The sequence below is a fragment of the Planctopirus limnophila DSM 3776 genome (assembly GCF_000092105.1).
Taxonomy (GTDB): Bacteria; Planctomycetota; Planctomycetia; order Planctomycetales; family Planctomycetaceae; genus Planctopirus; species Planctopirus limnophila.
Window position 1 is genome coordinate 4,212,580 of sequence record NC_014148.1, and the last position, 17,384, is coordinate 4,229,963.

General features: G+C 54.1%; 14 protein-coding genes. 10 read left to right on the plus strand and 4 right to left on the minus strand.

Annotation, left to right across the window (positions count from 1 at the left end):
• The first annotated feature begins 260 nt into the window (after positions 1-260).
• Positions 261-704, plus strand: coding sequence for an SMI1/KNR4 family protein (locus PLIM_RS16765; protein WP_013111505.1), 444 nt, complete (start codon positions 261-263; stop codon positions 702-704).
• Positions 705-933: 229 nt separating this feature from the next.
• A complete protein-coding gene (locus PLIM_RS16770) occupies positions 934-1,254 on the plus strand; it encodes a hypothetical protein (protein ID WP_013111506.1) in 321 nt (106 codons plus the stop codon).
• 746 nt (positions 1,255-2,000) lie between these two features.
• Here PLIM_RS16770 and PLIM_RS16775 read toward each other — a convergent pair.
• Positions 2,001-2,996 (minus strand): sugar phosphate isomerase/epimerase family protein, encoded by a 996-nt coding sequence (locus PLIM_RS16775; RefSeq protein WP_013111508.1) that lies wholly within the window; start codon positions 2,994-2,996, stop codon positions 2,001-2,003.
• 658 nt (positions 2,997-3,654) lie between these two features.
• Between PLIM_RS16775 and PLIM_RS16780 the strand changes: the two genes are divergently transcribed.
• The 7 genes from PLIM_RS16780 to PLIM_RS16810 all read left to right on the plus strand — a co-directional run bounded on the left by PLIM_RS16780 (position 3,655) and on the right by PLIM_RS16810 (position 9,541).
• Complete coding sequence (locus PLIM_RS16780; protein ID WP_041402036.1) at positions 3,655-4,257, plus strand: Crp/Fnr family transcriptional regulator; 603 nt, start codon at positions 3,655-3,657, stop codon at positions 4,255-4,257.
• Between the two features lie 184 nt (positions 4,258-4,441).
• Positions 4,442-4,903: a hypothetical protein gene (locus PLIM_RS16785; RefSeq protein WP_013111510.1), complete on the plus strand. Its 462-nt coding sequence runs from the start codon at positions 4,442-4,444 to the stop codon at positions 4,901-4,903.
• 167 nt (positions 4,904-5,070) lie between these two features.
• Entirely contained in the window at positions 5,071-6,090 is a 1,020-nt protein-coding gene (gene bufB / locus PLIM_RS16790; protein WP_013111511.1) for an MNIO family bufferin maturase, read from the plus strand.
• A 65-nt stretch (positions 6,091-6,155) separates the two neighbouring features.
• Positions 6,156-6,752, plus strand: coding sequence for a DoxX family protein (locus PLIM_RS16795; protein WP_013111512.1), 597 nt, complete (start codon positions 6,156-6,158; stop codon positions 6,750-6,752).
• Between the two features lie 95 nt (positions 6,753-6,847).
• On the plus strand, positions 6,848-7,357 hold the full coding sequence (locus PLIM_RS16800; RefSeq protein WP_013111513.1) for a hypothetical protein: 510 nt from the start codon (positions 6,848-6,850) through the stop codon (positions 7,355-7,357).
• A 99-nt stretch (positions 7,358-7,456) separates the two neighbouring features.
• On the plus strand, positions 7,457-8,344 hold the full coding sequence (locus tag PLIM_RS16805; protein ID WP_013111514.1) for an HvfC/BufC N-terminal domain-containing protein: 888 nt from the start codon (positions 7,457-7,459) through the stop codon (positions 8,342-8,344).
• A gap of 318 nt (positions 8,345-8,662) precedes the next feature.
• Positions 8,663-9,541: a GNAT family N-acetyltransferase gene (locus tag PLIM_RS16810; RefSeq protein ID WP_013111515.1), complete on the plus strand. Its 879-nt coding sequence runs from the start codon at positions 8,663-8,665 to the stop codon at positions 9,539-9,541.
• Between the two features lie 399 nt (positions 9,542-9,940).
• On the opposite strand, the gene PLIM_RS16815 is transcribed toward PLIM_RS16810, so the two are convergent.
• From PLIM_RS16815 to pyk, 3 genes are all read right to left on the minus strand, one after another.
• Entirely contained in the window at positions 9,941-11,323 is a 1,383-nt protein-coding gene (locus PLIM_RS16815; RefSeq protein WP_041402040.1) for a DUF6807 domain-containing protein, read from the minus strand.
• Positions 11,324-11,490: 167 nt separating this feature from the next.
• A complete protein-coding gene (frr, locus tag PLIM_RS16820; protein ID WP_013111517.1) occupies positions 11,491-12,051 on the minus strand; it encodes a ribosome recycling factor in 561 nt (186 codons plus the stop codon).
• 377 nt (positions 12,052-12,428) lie between these two features.
• Positions 12,429-13,892, minus strand: coding sequence for a pyruvate kinase (gene pyk, locus PLIM_RS16825; protein ID WP_013111518.1), 1,464 nt, complete (start codon positions 13,890-13,892; stop codon positions 12,429-12,431).
• Positions 13,893-14,298: 406 nt separating this feature from the next.
• Here pyk and PLIM_RS16830 point away from each other — a divergent pair, with 406 nt between their 5' ends.
• Complete coding sequence (locus tag PLIM_RS16830; RefSeq protein ID WP_013111519.1) at positions 14,299-17,346, plus strand: PAS domain S-box protein; 3,048 nt, start codon at positions 14,299-14,301, stop codon at positions 17,344-17,346.
• The last annotated feature ends 38 nt before the right edge of the window (positions 17,347-17,384 follow it).

Genomic DNA, 17,384 nt, shown 5'->3' on the forward strand with positions numbered 1-17,384 from the left:
CCATGCTTGCAGCTTTGGGGCAAGCATGTCTTCAGTGGGTAACTCCGGTTGAAATTCTGATTTCTACCGGAGTGGTGAAGCCACAGGAGCGCACTGTCAACGCTGCAACTTCAACCTTGTCTCATCAGAGATCTTCCGAAACTTGCCTAGCGGATCTTACCGCAATAAACCCTCCCGAGCCTCCGGGCACACTGGTAGACAGCAGAGTGCCAACGTGTCCTACCTTGAGATGAACGCCACTTAACAAATAGGAGCAAGTGATGCAAATTGTGGACCTGCTCAGTACGAGTGGTGCGACAGCCACCCAAATTGGCAACTTGGAGCGAGTGATCGGATCGGCTCTCCCATCCGACTATTGTCGCTTTCTAGCAGACTTTAACGGGGGGCGACCATCACCTTCTGATTTTGAGGGGCCAACCGGTGATGGTTCTGTAGTGAATTGGTTTTTTACCCTAAATCAAGACGAACAAACCTATTTCATCCCTCGGAGGATAGAGGCTTACAAGGATCGAATTCCGCCTAAGTTACTTCCGATTGCTTCCGATCCGTTTGGTAATCTCGTTCTTCTCGACCTCGGAGCCAAGGTGTTCGGTGCGATCTTTTTCTGGGATCACGAGAAAGAGAACACTGAAGGCGACCCGTGGTGGGATAACATCGCCTTCATTGCTCCATCGTTCACCGATTTTGTGAATGGGTTGCATTGACCTAAGCCAATGTCGGGCAAATCAAAGGGCTCACTCATTGTTTTTTTCGACCAGTCGTAAGCCTGCTGCGATACCCAGAGCACTACGAGCGTGTAAGGCCAGTGGTCTGTAACATCAATCCCTTTGATTTCTCCGTTTGAATTGAAAAGCGTTCCTTGAAGTCTCTCTTGTGACTATGGTCACCCAGACGTGAATCTGATCGACTTGCTTAAGTAAGAATATGACTATAATGGTTAAAGATATCCACTACTACCGCTCGTTCGATCTCTTGTCTGCAAGCGAGAAAATACGAGAACTGGGCAACGATAGAGGGAGCTCTGAGGTTTTCGCTGATGCCATTCATTCACTACTGATTGCAGCGGAAGAACGGAGTGTTGGCAGCAGTGAAATCGAACAGGTTTTGGGAAAACCGGATCGTATTGTAGACAACGAAGGTGGCGAAGTATGGGAGTATGACTGGTCTGACATGTATGGGCCAATTAAATACACATCATTGACGCCATTCCAAATCACGAACGGAGTATGCACGGGTTTAGCCCCCGATGAATAGCCCAATGATCCGCCTAGTACTCTTTGGCAAGGGAGGCCCAGACGTGCAAATCCACGTCAGGGCCACCCTGCCAAGTGAATTATCCAGCCAACTTCAAACTGACATTCAGTGATTAGCTCGAATCGCACTAAACAACACTAAGTAGACACAATGACAACCGAGTCGATAACGATTTACGTTGGACAATGGAATAACCGAGACTATGTTTTTTCCTTAGAAAAGGAGGAGGCTGAGTCGCTCGTTAACGCACACTTTGCTTTTGGTGATCCTTTAGAAGATGAGTACGCGTTAGGCAATTATTGGGCTACAGGCGACAATGCTGAGGGATGGCGAATAGTCGAGAGGAAGATCTCGGTTCCTGTCATCAAGGTTCACATCAAGATATCTGAAGATGGAGGTACATCGCATGTCACATGGCGATGCCCATCCTGTAAACAGCCTTACAGTGATGATTGGGAAGCCAATGACGAACTACCAACTTTACTAGCTTGTGGTTGTGAAACAACATCAAAATATCTCTTGGGTGTGTCGTAGGGCGACCCCGGCTGAGATGCTGACTTCTATCCGGGTGGAGAAGTTCAAGGCAGGCACTGACCACTCTACAACTTTAACCTTGTTCCATCTGACATCCTCAAATAGTCGCATAGCGTTACTTCACCTGCATCCAGCCAAACAACAGCGGCGTATGAGGCTCTGGTCATGACACCCAAGCCTCATACGCCGCATGGCTTTTCATCAATCAAGTTTCAGTCGCTGAAGGCCGCATCGAAGGCCCGGCCGCTGGGTTTGAAATCGACATTCTTCACGTACTGGCACGCTTCGCGGGCACCATGTTCGCGATCCATGCCACTGTCTTCCCATTCAATCGAAAGCGGGCCTTCGTACTTGATGTGATTCAGAGCGCGAATAATGTCTTCAAACTGCACACCACCACGGCCCACACTGCGGAAATCCCAGCCCCGCCGGGAATCACCAAACGAAAGGTGGCTGGAAAGAATGCCACTCTTGCCATTGAGTGTGACTTTGGCATCCTTCATATGGGCATGATAGATACGATCCGGGAAGGCGCGGATGAATTCGACGGGGTCCACCCCTTGCCAGATCAGGTGGCTGGGATCGAAATTGAAGCCGAATTCTTCCCTGCGGTCGAGCACCTGCAGAGATCGCTCAGCGGTATAGATATCGAAAGCAATCTCTGTGGGGTGAACTTCCAGTGCGAACTTGACGCCGCATTCCTGGAAGACATCGAGAATCGGGTTCCAGCGGTCGGCCAGAAGCTGGAATCCATCATCGATCATCGATTTGGGTGTGGGAGGAAAATCGTAAGTCAGGTGCCAGATGCTGGAACCGGTAAAGCCATTCACCACACTGACACCCAGCTTGCGGGCAGCGCGAGCCGTGTTTTTCATTTCTTCCGCCGCACGGTGATTGACACCTTCCGGCTGTCCATCGCCCCAGACGTAGGCGGGAAGAATCGATTTGTGCCGAGCGTCAATCTTGTCGAGGACAGCCTGGCCCACGAGATGGTTCGAGATCGCGAACACATGCAGGTCGTACTTTTCGAGCAAGTCACGCTTCCGCTGGCAATAGCCGTCATCGGAAAGGGCCTTATCCACTTCAAAGTGGTCACCCCAGCAGGCGAGTTCGAGACCATCAAAACCAAAGTCCCGAGCTTTCTTGCAAAGATCTTCCAGCTTGAGGTCGGCCCACTGGCCGGTAAAGAGCGTGACAGGACGAGACATGACGTGACCTCGGCGCGAGAGAACAATGACGGAATTTCAGACCCTCGCCTGAACAAAAACCAAGGTCAAAACCCGATTCCGGCACAGATCAAGAGTCGCACATAAGAATGGTATGGCCGTTTTCTGGACGTTTGTAAAGGGAATGAAGTCCGAATGAATCGCTTATTCATGTGACTCCGGATCGGCGCGATGAGAGAGAACAACACTGGACTGGTTCTTTTCTCCAAGAAGCAGCCATGAACCTGCAGAAAACGAAAACCTGTGTCTTCTGAGAGAGGTGAGAAAAGGATTTGCGAATGAATTCCGTACGAGTTTCTACTTGTCTCCGGATGATGACTGAACTGTTACGACGAATGGCCAGAAAATTTGTTCTTTTGTTGTTACCTCAGCCTACAGTCCGCATCTAAGCCATCAAGAGAGATGTGGAAATTGACAGGCGGATCGCAGGGGTTGTCTTTCGAGCCATCTCATTCCTTCCTTCTCAGGCTGTTTCCAGTTTTCTCCTGGAACGAGAGAGTTCACGAAGGAAAAACTTTCATCGAAAACTCATCTGACCGGATCATTGTCGATGTGGATTAGAGTACTGGCGGCAGACGAACTCATAAGGATCTGCTCGAATTGCCCTTCTGCCCGACAGAGGGAATTCAAAACGAAGTCAGTGATCTATTTGTCTCAGCCCAGAGAAACGGTATGGATAGTTCGAGAAGGCTTCGTAAAGCTGACGTTAACCCGCGACACTGGTGATCGCTGGATGCAGGCAATCGTCGGACGTGGTGGCCTGTTTGGTGCACCACTTTTCCATCAGGATCGATCTCCCTCTTCAGCCACGGGAGAATTGGCACAGCAGGCGACTGCACACGGCCGTATAAAACTCATTGAGCTTGATCGATCATTTGTTGAGCAAGGGATCCGCATCGAGTCACATCGTTCGGCTGCCATTATTGAATCATTCACAAGTCAAATCAGAATTCTGGAGCGTCGTCTGCTTTGGCAGAACACTTCACCACTGAGAGCGCGTATTGCGACAATTCTGTGTGATCTGGTCACCAAAGAATGTCATCAACCCAGTCAAGATTGTGCTGTCAGTGTCCCGTTAACACATCAGGAGCTTGCCGATCTTTCCCGTGCCACACGCCCCGTTGTCAGTAAGATCCTGGCTGAGTGGAAGCAGCAGCAAATCATCTCTTACACGCGACAAGACATTCGTGTGTCCGATTACCGTCGCCTTTTCGAAATTGCCGGCGAGATAACTCCCAGGTAAGTCATAGAAATTCCTTCTGTTTGTCATCTAGCTGACAAACAGAAGGGAATAGCCCCGTTATGTTCGCGGGAAATACTTGATCGATACAGCGACGTGATTGAGTCGCCCTGTGTCGTCTGGTCGTCATGGGAAGGAGATTGCCTCCTTCCCGATTCGAGTGGTAGGACTGTTCAGGAGCACTCAGATGGATTCGCAAGGTATGGACTCAAACGGTATGGATCGTCGTCATTTCAGCAAACTCGCGGCAACCGCGATCGGCGGCCTGCTCGCCGGTGCCAATGTCGGCATGGCCCAGGAAAAGGCCCTCGCGAAGAAAGATCCCAAGACGAGCTTTCTCCTCCAGGAACCTCACATTTGCCGCGGGCTGAACCCGACTTGCAAGGGTGAGATCAAAGGCAAGAAGCATGATTGCGCCGGACAGGCGCACTATGCCTCAGTCGAAATCACAGAGCATGTCTGCAAGGGACACAACGACTGCGCTGGCGAAGGTGGATGTGGCGAGAAGCCAGGCGAAAACACCTGCAAAGGTAAGGGTGAGTGCGCCATTCCACTCAGCGATGAGACTTGGAAGAAGGCACGCAAAAACTTCGAGGCCGCTATGACCAAGGCTGGCAAGAAGTTCGGTCCCGCCCCGGCTAAATCGTAGGGTCGGCCCCACAATCCCTCGCCAAGACGACGACCGCGCGAACGTAGGGATAGTTCCGCATGATTCTTGTGGCGTGACTGATGCCCTTTGATCAGCCACGCCTTTTCAATCCCTCCCTAGGCCGGCTATCCGTCGAGCTGAATGTCCTTCTCCGGAGCGTGCTATTTATGATTTCCCCCAGGCTGGGACACACGAACCTCGGATTAGGGCTGGGTCTACGGACCGTCCACTATCCTTACCTGCTCAAACACTGGCCTCCCGTCGACTGGTTCGAAGTGATTTCCGAGAACTTCATGGATTCGCAGGGACGACCTCGCTACATCCTCGATCAAATCGCCGAGCGCTACCCGGTCGTGATGCACGGTGTCTCGATGTCAATCGGCAGCACCGATCCGCTCAATCTCGACTATCTTTCAAAGCTCAAAAAACTCTCCAGGGAAATTGGCGCCCGCTGGATCTCGGACCATCTGTGCTGGACGGGGGTCGCCGGGGTCAACGCACACGATCTACTCCCTATTCCGCTCAACGAAGAAACTCTCGAACATGTTGTGGGCCGGGTCGACTTTGTGCAGAACTTTCTCGAAAGACCACTCATCCTCGAAAATCCGAGCACCTACGTAGGCTTCCACGATTCGACAATCACCGAGTGGGACTTTCTCACTCAACTTGCCACCCGCACCGGTTGCGGTCTGCTCCTGGATGTCAACAACGTCTACGTATCGAGCGTCAATCACGGCTTCAGTGCCGAGGAGTACATCCGCTCCGTGCCACACGCACATATCGTTCAGTTCCACCTTGCCGGGCATACCGATTGCGGCACACACATTGTAGACACCCATGACGACCACGTAATTGACCCGGTCTGGGAACTCTACCGGTTGGCTCACGAGCTCACAGCTGGCGTCTCCACGCTGCTCGAATGGGATGCCAACATTCCCGAGTTCCCAGTCGTGCACGCCGAAGTACTCAAAGCTCGCAGGTTCATGGAGGCCACCCCGTCCCTCGCTCCAGGCCGTGCGATGAAGGACGACCGCCGCACCAATGGCTCCATTCCAGAGCATCACCGGGATCAGCCGGAAAGCCGGAATCACAAAGAACGTGTCATCTCGAATCCGCTGTCGTTTGTCGTGAACCGCGACAACGAAGAAAACAGTCTCGACGCCGAACTCGAAACACATCTCGGCTAAACCTCAAACAGACACTCCCGCATTCGTCGGTTCGACGCGTCCAACCTTCCGGAGACTTACTCAACATGCCTGTCTGGTTATCGAAATCGGTGAATTACTATCGGCTCGGTGCATCGCTCCTGAATCGTCTGCAACCCGTGCTGCTGCTCGTTCTGCGGTTGCATTTCGGCTATCAGTTCAGCAAAGGTGGCTGGGGGAAGCTGGCGAACCTCCAATCGACCAGCGAGTTTTTCGCCGGCCTGGGGATCCCCGCACCGGGTATCAACGCCGTCATGGCCGGCATGACGGAACTCGTGGGAGGCGCGTGCCTGCTGCTGGGTCTCTTCTCGCGTGTCAGTACGATCCCGCTCATCGGCACCATGCTGGTCGCCTATGTGACGGCCCATCCCGACGAATTGCGTGCCCTGTTCGGAAACACCAACCTCTTCCTTAAAGCACCACCTTTTCTATTTCTGCTGACTTCAATGCTCGTACTGCTGTTCGGTCCCGGCTGCTTTTCGGTCGACTGGTGTCTGGCCCGCTTCCTCGACCGACAGACGACGATTGGCACCGGGATGTCTGCTGCGACACCGCCTCCCACGATGTCGGCCGACGACATGATGTCAGGTGCCTCGCCGATGCGACCTCCCTTGACCGCCGACATGAAACCCGGCTCTCGCTGACCTTTCGAAATGGAAACGATGGCCTCCGCACGCGACTTCAGACAGATGAACTTCAGCTCGACATCTCAAACGATATCATTTGGAGAATAGCCAGCATGACTTTCGAACATCATCTCACTCATTGCTTGAGTCGTCGGGAACTGAATGCACTTGGCCTCGCCGCCCTGAGTGGACTGCTCGCAGGCTGCTCAGGAGGCACCGCTCCGGCTCCCGCAGCCAGCACCGCATCGGGAACCAAGCCCGGCGAAACGGCAGCCGAGACCATGTTGGTTGCTGAGACCGGCAACAACGAAAACAATCTGCTGCTCGATCCCCATGTTTGCCGTGGGATTAACACCTGCAAGAACAAGGGCAAGAAAGGCACTACAAACGAGTGTGCAGGCACCGCACATTGCGCCACTGCCGTCGCCCACGACTGCAACGGCTTTAACGAGTGCAAAGGTCAGGGCGGGTGCGGTGAGCACCCAGGCGAAAACTCCTGCAAAGGGAAAGGGGCCTGCGCCGTTCCCATGACAGACAAGACCTGGCCCAAAGCCCGCAAAAAGTTTGAAGAGCTGATGACCAAAGCCGGCAAGAAGTTTGGCGAAGCACCACCCAAGACCTAGGCCTGAGTTTCGAACTCTTGACCAGAGCGGCCGAGGTCCCTCCGAGAAATTGTCCTGCACAGGATGGTCTCAAACAGATTCGACGAACATCGGATAACCATGCATAGCCTCGAACAAACCTTGTACTGGATGCAGACCGTCATCACGCATCCGCTCGGAGTTGCCGAAGGCATCGCGTCCACGGCCGCCCGCCGCGTCATCGATATTGACCCTGCGAACGCCGAGGAGGTCGTGACTCGGTCGGAGACACTGTCCGCCGTCCAGCGGATGGAGATCTACAGCCACGCCTACTACGCCCGGCTGCTCGACTGTCTACGGGAAGAGTTCCCTGCCCTCCGGTACTCTCTGGGAGAAGAACTTTTCGACGAGTTCGCCGTGGGTTATCTGCAGGATTATCCCTCCGCCAGTTACACGCTGTTCGAACTCGGGTCGCGTTTTCCCAGATATCTGCGCGAGACCCGACCCCCTCGCGCCGAATCAACGGTTGGCTCAAGTCAATCAGCCGACTGGGCCGACTTTCTGATCGATCTGGCCGAGTGGGAATTGGTCTTCAATCAGGTATTCGACGGCCCGGGCCTGGAGTCAAAATCAGCCTTCCAAGTGAACCAACTGCTGCAACTCACGCCAGTTCAGCTGGTCGAAACCCGGCTGTTTGTGTCACCCGCACTTCGCCTGCTCCGCTTCAAATTTCCCGTCTCCCGCTATTTCTCCGCCTTCCGTCGCCAGGAAATGCCCGAACTTCCCGAACCGGAACAGTCGCTCATCGCCATTAGTCGTCGTCGCTTCAAGGTCAAGACCCTTGAGTTGACACCCGCCGCGTATGAGATTCTTTACGCTTTGATTCAGGGCCAGACGATTGGTGATGCGATCGCTGCCGCCGCTCCATACACCGATCTCCACGCCGCTTCATTTGGCGACGAACTGAGAACCTGGTTCCACCAGTGGGCGGAGCTCGGCTTCTTCGAATTCGCCCTCATCCCCGATTGATTATCGAGGCCGTTTGACGTTTCACTACCTGGCACAGTCACTTCAGCACTCGCAACTTTCATCCATCTTATGGCAGTTCCCTCCCGAGCTTATGTCAAAGGTTAGGTTCATTCTCGATCAGCACCAGGCGGTAACCTGGAAACATCGCTTGGTGTGCCACGCTTGCAGCTTTGGGGCAAACATTCTCCTGTGAATTTCAAGGCATCATTTCAAGTTGTGACTCGTATCATTCGTTTTGAATCCACATCTCGATAAGGTGCGATCGCCCGAACACTCTGGTTATGATCTGCCGAATCTGTTCAACACAGGAAATCGGCTATGACCAGAACTTCGATTCGTCCTCTGACCTTCCCCGAAGTGGAACAGCTCGTCAACTGGGCGGCTCTGGAGGGATGGAACCCGGGCGTTCATGATGCAGCCAACTTCTGGGCCGCTGATCCTGAAGGGTTTCTAGGCCTTGAAGTCGATGGCGAACTGGCGGGAGGCGGGAGTGTTGTCCGCCACAACCCCCACTTCGGCTTCATGGGGCTGTTCATCCTCCGCCCCGAGTTTCGCGGCCAGGGCCTGGGCGAACAGTTGTGGTATGCCCGCCGGGATCATCTGCTGGCCAGACTCACACCGTTACCAGAAACCACTTCAGGAACGATCGGCCTCGATGCCGTCACCAACATGATTCCCTTCTATGCCAAAGGCGGGTTTGTGCCCCAATATCGACATTGCCGGTACGAGGCCCAGGCCCATTCGTTGCCAGTGGTTGCGAAGGCGAGTGAGATTGTCGAATTGGATTCCATTCCTAGAGAACGGATCGAAGTTTTGGATGCTCGCTGTTTTCCCGGTGCACGCCCGAATTTCCTGAATCGCTGGCTGACACAACCGGGGATTGTTTCACTCGCATGGCAGGAGGGAAAAAACCTTCGTGGCTACAGTCTTTTGCGGCGTTGCCGAGTGGGTTGGAAGCTGGCTCCTTTGTATGCCGAGACCCCTGAAATTGCCCGGGCGCTGTTGCTCACCAGCTTTCAGCATACCGAAGGACAATCGCTGCTCATGGATGTTCCCGAGAACAACCAGGCTGCGATTGAACTCTGTCAAAGTCTCGGGATGACTCAGATCTTTGAATGTACACGTATGTATTTCGGCCCCATCCCAACGCTCGCGCATGAGCAGATCTTCGGGATCACGTCTTTAGAACTGGGTTAACGACAAGAGTGCAGATCACCTGAGGCTACTCGCTGTGTGCCATGCTTGCGGCGGGTGGCCCGGCCAACTCGTGGCCGGGTCATCGTGCGGAGCCACGACGACAAGACGCCGCGCCATGCGCATGTCCTGCCACCACTCTTCTCTCGCTTTTGGGTGGCACGCCCTGCAGGCTTTGCGGAAGGGCGTGGTCTTTGTGTCATTTCACGCCGAATTCGATGTCAGGTCGGGTGGCAGGGGTCGAATGTCTTCATTCGCCACCTGGTCAATCGACTTCACCAGCACAAATGCATCTGAAAACATGTTTCATGACGTTTGAGGAACTTCGCCATGTACGATCAGCTTCCAATGATCTGGGGGCAAACGAAGACGTTTGACCCCAGGCACGCAGATCACTTGAGGCTACTCAATCACCCGGCTGGCCACAGGCTGTGCGTAATCCGCCCAGAGCTGGTCGATGACGGCGGCCTCAGGCTTGCCCGTATGTGTGAAAAATCGAAAGCGGGTGACATAAGGCTTCCCCGGTTCGATCTCAAAAGGGCCCAAAGGTGCCGGTGTGACCGAAAGGTAAGGCATGTTGGGATGCAGCCGGACAGGTTGCGGGAAGCGAAAATTCGACGGATGGTCGAGAACCGCAATCCCGCCCCAGGGAGCAGGTGACGTCGCTGGCTCTTGGGTACCGTTTATCGCTGGAGTCGCCTTTAATGCTGCCGGCGATTGAGGGACGGGAGTGACTGGGAAAGGGCCGGAAAGATCGCACCAGTGAGGCCGCGTATGGTTCCCATTGGCTCGTGTTTTGCCTTCGCTGGTCAGGAATTCGCCACCGTCGGCGATATTCCACTCGTCGCGTCCACGCAGGCATAAGCCACCGTAATCATGCTTCAAGAGTTTGAGAGGAGACTCCGTCGCACAGGTGAGGGTCGATTGCCAGTCGAAGAGAAATCCATCCGTTCGATGGAACACTTTGACTTCCCAAACCTCATGCAGTGCGACTCGAGGGCCGTCTTCCGGAGTCTGATCCACATGTTCGAGACGGGCTTTGAAGCGGATAAAGACCGGGCCCACCTGGACATCGTCCAAACGCACATTCCGGACAAGCCCCTGCTCTTTATGACTGTTCCAGAAATCAACCTTGCGGCCCTCAAACTCGGCATTCACCCAGGCGAACATGAGGGCGTGCTGATGCATATGGTCAGCGGGCATCGCCTCCGTGACCGCGCGGCCAGCCGGGTCAAAGATTGGATGAATAAACCCGCTGCGAGCATAGAACGGCTTGGCAGGATCAGCCGAGGGCATGACCGCCTGCTGATACTTGAGGACTGGCAAGCCTTCGACCGAGATGGCCAAAGCCTGCCCATCAACAGCAGCGGTCATGTCGGGAGCGGGAGCATTGGTGCCGTCTTCAGCTTTTGAATTGTCAGAATCAACCGCAGTAAGCCGATACCTCCGAGTTTCGCCAGCCGGAAGATGATCAAGCATCCACCAGACCTTCAGCGGCGAACCTGCTTCAATCTGGCAGGGAATAGACTTACCGATGGCAGCATCACCACTCCCTGTGACCTCCCTTAATGAAAGCTCTTTCGCCTTTTGCAGTGCCGCAGGTACTTCAACACATAGTGGCATCGCTGCCCGATCGACTTGGCCCGAAGAAATTTCCACGACCAGACAAGCCTGGTCAGTGGCCTGGGCCACAGTGTTAAGAGTAAGACACTGCAATAACATCGAAATCTTGAAGATGAGAATGAGCGATTGACTAAAGGTAAGTTCTCGAGTGATTTGCGTCATATCGTACTTCTTCAAGAGACGCCCAAAGACAACTAACATCATCGGGAATTGGTCAAAGGCAATAGGCCGTGTAGCTCAGTAAAAAAGCCCACCTCTAGCAATGATAGCATGAGGCGGGCTTGTTGTGTTTGATGGCAGTGATCATATCGGCCAGCAGGTGATCACTCCTACTGCTCCATCACTTCCTTTTCCTTCGCTTCCGCGACGGTGTTGACTTTGCCTTCGTACTTCTTGGTCAGCTCCTGAACCGACTCTTTGGTCGATTCGTGGATGTCTTCGCTCATCAGCTTGTCTTTCAGAGCGGTGTCGGCGTGCTTGTTGGCGTCGCGGCGGATGTTGCGAATGGCCACGCGGGCATCCTCGGCCATTTCCTTCACACGAGCCACAATCTGCTTGCGGCGTTCGGTCGAAAGCGGTGGCACGTTAAGTCTGATCACACGGCCGTCGTTATTGGGGGCCAGGCCCACATCGCTCGCCTGAATCGCCTTGCCGATTTCACTGAGAATCGACTGATCAAACGGCTTGATCATGATCTGCTGCGGCTCGGGAACACTCACTGTCGCCAACTGCTTGATAGGCGTCGGTGATCCGTAATACTCCACTCGAATGGAATCAACGAGACTGGCATTCGCCCGACCTGTCCGCAAGCCCACCAACTGGTCTTGCAGCACCTGCGCGGCCTTGTCCATGCGTTCTTCAGCATCGAATAGAATTTCATCGGGATCCATGAAAGTGCCTCTCAAAAGCTTGGGCATCCAAAGTTGATCAGAACCAGAACTTCAGAGAATACTCTTTTGTGTGACTGGCGGAAAGTCGCCAGCCCGTGCTTCGACAGGCAGACCAAACCCAGACCGTCAACAAGGCTTACGGCTGGGTGGCTGGGGTCAAACGTCCTCGTTTGCCCCCAGGTCGATTGATGTTACTTGTTCGTGGCAATTGTGCTGGTGAGTTGTGAGAAATTTTACGGATGCATTCATGCTGGTGAACTCGATTGACCTGGGGGCGGATGCAGACATCCGACCCCAGCCACCCAATCACGTTGCTACACGGTTACACAAAAACCGGATTTCCAGCCACACGGATGCTATTTTCTAGCTGGAAAACATCAAGGCATGACATGCACAATCATCACGTCATGATATTCCTGATTCCAGTCCGAGTTGCCGACCAGAACGAGCTTGCTGCCAGATGAGAGCAGGCCATGCTCTTTGCCGTAATTGGCGACGAACGCCAGAAGTTCGCTGGGTGGGTACTTGACCGCTTCTGTCGCGAGGGGCGTGACCCCCCAGTAGAGCTTCATCCGTCGGGCAATTTCCGGTCGATCCGTCAGAGCGAGAATGGGAACCGTCCCGCGCTGTCTTGAAAGCGCCATGGCTGTTTTGCCGCCGCGAGTGGCGACCACAATCAGGTTCGCTCCCAGTTGCTCGGCGGCATTGCCAGCACCACAAACCACCGCTTCAGTAATGGCGGTGGCCCGATTGCGGGGAAGAGCCAACTTGTCGACGAACTTATGAGGATCAAGCAGCCGCTCGGCATGTCCGGCAATGCGGCTCATCATGGAAACAGCCGCCACGGGATGATCACCCACGGCCGTCTCGCCCGAAAGCATCACGGCATCGGTTCCATCGAGGACGGCATTCGCCACGTCCGTCGCTTCAGCCCGCGTGGGAAGTTCATTTTTCTGCATACTGTCGAGCATTTGTGTGGCGGTAATAACCGGAATTCGATGCTCGTTGCATAGGCGGATAATCCGCTTTTGAAGTACGGGAACACGATCCACATCAGCTTCGACACCCAGATCACCGCGGGCGACCATAACAGCATCCGTCTCACCGATAATCGCTTCCAGATCATTAATCGCCTCGACTTTTTCAATCTTGGCGACAATCCACGGAGGCGTCGTCGTGGGATGCTCGGCAATCACCTTCCGCAGATCTCGCAAATCCTGGGCGGAACGCACGAAGCTCAACCCAATATAATCCAGTTGATGATCCAGAGCCCATTGCAGATCTTCGCGGTCTTTGATTGTCAACGAAGGTGTGCTCAGCGCCACGCCGGGAAGATTAACCCCTTGTTTGGAGCGGATCATGCCCGCCTGGGTGACTTCGCAAACCACTTTTCCGGCCGTCGCATCCTGCTCCAGAACCTTCATGGAGACCGTTCCGTCGGCAAGCAGCACTCGGTCGCCAGGCCTCAGATCGTCGATCAGTTGCTCATAGGTGCAGGTGAGCTGGTTGTCTGTACCGGCGGAAACCTGTCTGACGAATTCAAACTTGGCACCATATCGGCAGCGAATGCCATCTTCTGGCAACAGACCCAGACGAATTTTGGGGCCAGAAAGATCACCGAGCACTCCCAGTGGTGTGCCAAGTTCGACCGAGATTTTCCGAATCGAATCCAGCACCCCTTCGAGAATGTCGTACTTGGCATGAGCAAAGTTCAACCGGAAAATGTCCACCCCGGCAATCGCCAGCTCGCGAAGTTTTTCGGGAGACGAGCAGGCAGGACCCACTGTCGCGATAATCTTGGTTTTTGCAAACGGCGTTTCGGAACGGAGTACGTAAGACATATCTGGAACTTCCTCATGGGCCAGAGATTGAAACGAGCAATCCCCTGAAGAGTCGAAAGATGAGCGTTTGAGGCGGCAGGATAGCACATCCGGAGAAATTCGCGCAGTCCGGGAAGCGCGCCATTTGCTCGATTTTCACGGAGATCTCTCGGGTACGGTATTCGCTTAACATAATTGACAGAATCACTTCGACCGAGTTGAAAAGTGCCGCCCCGTTCGATCAGCTTCCAGCAGATGACCGGTTTTCGCCCAGATTGATCAATTTTTGTCGTTTCCTTTTTGTCGTTGACCTGGCAAGAAGCACTGACCGGATGACCCCCAATGAAGTTCTTTCTTTGTAGAACCTACTTCGGGCAATCGTGACGAGGTGAATTGCAATAACACGAATGTATGGTGGTGCAGAATCATGCCTCAGACGAAGCGGAGAATCACATCAATCAACCTCGTCCTCGTGATCGTCTTACTGGCTGTCAACGGGTTCGTCACCAGTGTGAATATCGGTCGGCTGTTCGATGCCCAGCGGGATGTCTCGCACACTTTTGAAGTGCTGAGACTGCTGGCCAATCTGCAGGAAGAAATGGTGACGTTTGAATCGAGTTGCCGGGGTTTTGTAATCGCCAGAGAATCGACTTACCTCGATAGCGGCCTGGTCGCACTTGAGCAACTCCCTCGAACTTATGCGGATCTTTCGGATCAACTGGCTGATAATCCCGAGCAAACCCGACGTTTAGTCGAACTCGCACCAATCATTGCCGAGAGACTGGGAGTGGCTGCCAATGCGATTCAGGTTTTTATCGAATCTGGTGAAGCGGAATTGATGAAGATTGCCAGGACAGGCCGAGCCCGTGTGCAGATGGATGAAATCCGCTCGCGCGTGGCTGAGATGATTCAGGCCGAAAGGACATTGCTGGATCAGCGTTCGGCTGGCGTGGAGTTCAATTACTACGTGGCCATCATGACGACGTTACTGGCCGTGCTGATCTCAACAGGAGTGGCAATTGGTGCCTGGAGATCCATCGATCAGGAACTGGCCGCCAGAATTGTGGCCGAGCAGTCGGCTCGTCTGACAAGCGAAAACTTTCGTGTCACAATTCACAGTGTGGACGATGCATTGGTGACAACCGACGCCCAGGGCCGTATCACGTTGATGAATGAAGTTGCAAAGTCGCTCATTCAAGTAAGCGATGATGTGCTCGGGCAGCCGGTTGATCGAATTTTTCAGATCCAGCAGGATTCTGGCACGACAGCCAATGAGCACCCGGTGCATCAGGTTCTTCGAACGGGCCAGAAACTGGCTGCCACGGAAACCAACTGGCTCATCAGGGCTGATGGGACACGTGTTGCCGTCGATGATCGGGCTTCGCCGATTCGTAATTCCAAAGGGAAGCTGCAGGGGACAGTCCTCGTTGTGCGGGATATCTCGGAAAAGCTCAAAGCGGCACAGGCCATTCGACGTCGTGATGAGCGTTTTCGCAGAGTGTTCGACAGCAGTCTGGTGGGTATGGCGCTGTGCAACAAGTATGGTCGCATTATTGATGCGAACGAAACTTACCTTGAAACGATTGGTTATTCGCGAGAAGGGCTTTATAGCGCTGACCTGAGTTGGGGCGATATCACACCCACGCAGTTTTCGGGATTGGATACCGGCGCCTGGGAAGAGTTACGAGCCACAGGTCGCTGCCGACCGTTCGAGAAAGAGTTTATCGCACAAAACGGCATGCGGGTTCCAGTGCTGATTGCCGCTGTCAAATTGCTTGATGACGAGGAAAGTGAGGTGGCGATCTACACCGTCAACCTGTCACAACTGCGGGCTGCCGAACAGCGTTATCGGATGCTCACCAATGCCTCGCCACAGATCGTCTGGATTGCCCGGCCCGGCGAAGACAATCTTTACTGCAATGACCGCTGGTACGAATATACAGGGCTGACACCCGACGAAACCCGTGGCATGGGCTGGCTGCGTGCTGTCCCAACAGAACATCAGGGACAGGTCGCGCGTGAATGGTCGACGGCTTCCCGCAAGCCGGAAACCTGTGAGTTTGAACTTCCACTCCGCGGAAGAGATGGATTGAGCCGGTGGCATTTATTGCGAGGGGTTCCACAAATCAACAGCGATGGCGTCGTGGTGGAAATGATCGGCACCATGACCGACATCGACGCGCTGCGTCAGGCTCAACAGGAGCTTGAACTTGCCGATCGCAGGAAGGATTTTTTTCTCGCCACGTTGTCACACGAATTGAGAAATCCACTGACACCGATTTCGAATGCTCTGGAAGCATGGCGGGCTGCAGATTTATCTCCCGAAGAACTGACAGAAGTGCGTGAGATGCTCAGTCGCCAGACAAAGCAGATGGTGCGCCTGATCGACGATCTACTGGATGTTTCACGCATCAGTGGGGGAAAAATCCAGTTAAAGCCAGCCATTCTTGATCTTCGTGAATGCATCCAGACGTCCATAGAAGTCGCCCAGCCGCTGATTCGACAGGCGGGTCATCAGTTGACCACCGACTTACCGAACGAACCTGTCTGGATTAAGGCCGATGCCACACGCATCGTGCAGATCGTCGCCAACCTGTTGAACAATGCGGCCAAGTACACCGATCCCCAGGGCAGGATTCACCTCCAGGTCGTGCCGTTTGAGCATCAGGTGGAAATTCAGGTCGTTGATAACGGTGCAGGAATCCCGGCACACATGCTGGAACAGATTTTCGGCATGTTCGAGCAGGTGGGAAGTTCGCTTGATCGAGCTCAAGGGGGTTTGGGGATTGGTCTGACGTTGGTTCGCTCACTGGCAGAACTGCATGGCGGAAGTGTGGTGGCCTTCAGCGAAGGACTCGGCAAGGGAAGTCGATTTACCATCACTTTGCCCCGGTCCCCGGCACCTGTCGCCATTGAACCTCCAGTGAATAACAATTCCACCGAAAAGCCTGAGAATTCGGCAAAGGCAGACGGCCATCTGTCCAGCGATCGTGAAGACACAGCCACTCAGATCAACACGTTGAACACCAATGGATCTCTGCAGGATCAAACTGCAGAACAACCGGCGGGCAATTTACGCATCATGATCGTGGATGATGTCGCTGCCAGTGCGAAAACTCTCGGGATGATGCTGCGCGCGATTGGACAGCCTGCGGAAATCTGTCTCGATGGTCATGAAGCGATCCAGCGAGTTCTTGCCAATCCTCCCGATCTGGTCTTTCTCGATATCGCCATGCCCGGGATTGATGGTTATCAGGTCGCCCGACAGATTCGCGCGCAATGCCCCCAGCGCCCGGTCCTGGTGGCACTCACTGGTTTTGGCCAACCCGATGATCGCAAGCGCACACAGGCTGCGGGATTCAATCAGCATCTGACGAAACCCACCAGCCTTGACTCTCTGCGGGCACTGCTTAAGCATTATGGAAGTTCTGAGCGGCCCAGTGAGTCAGTCAGAAGTGATACTCATGCGGACTGAACTCGTGCGGACTAAACTGTGATGAACGGTCATTTCTT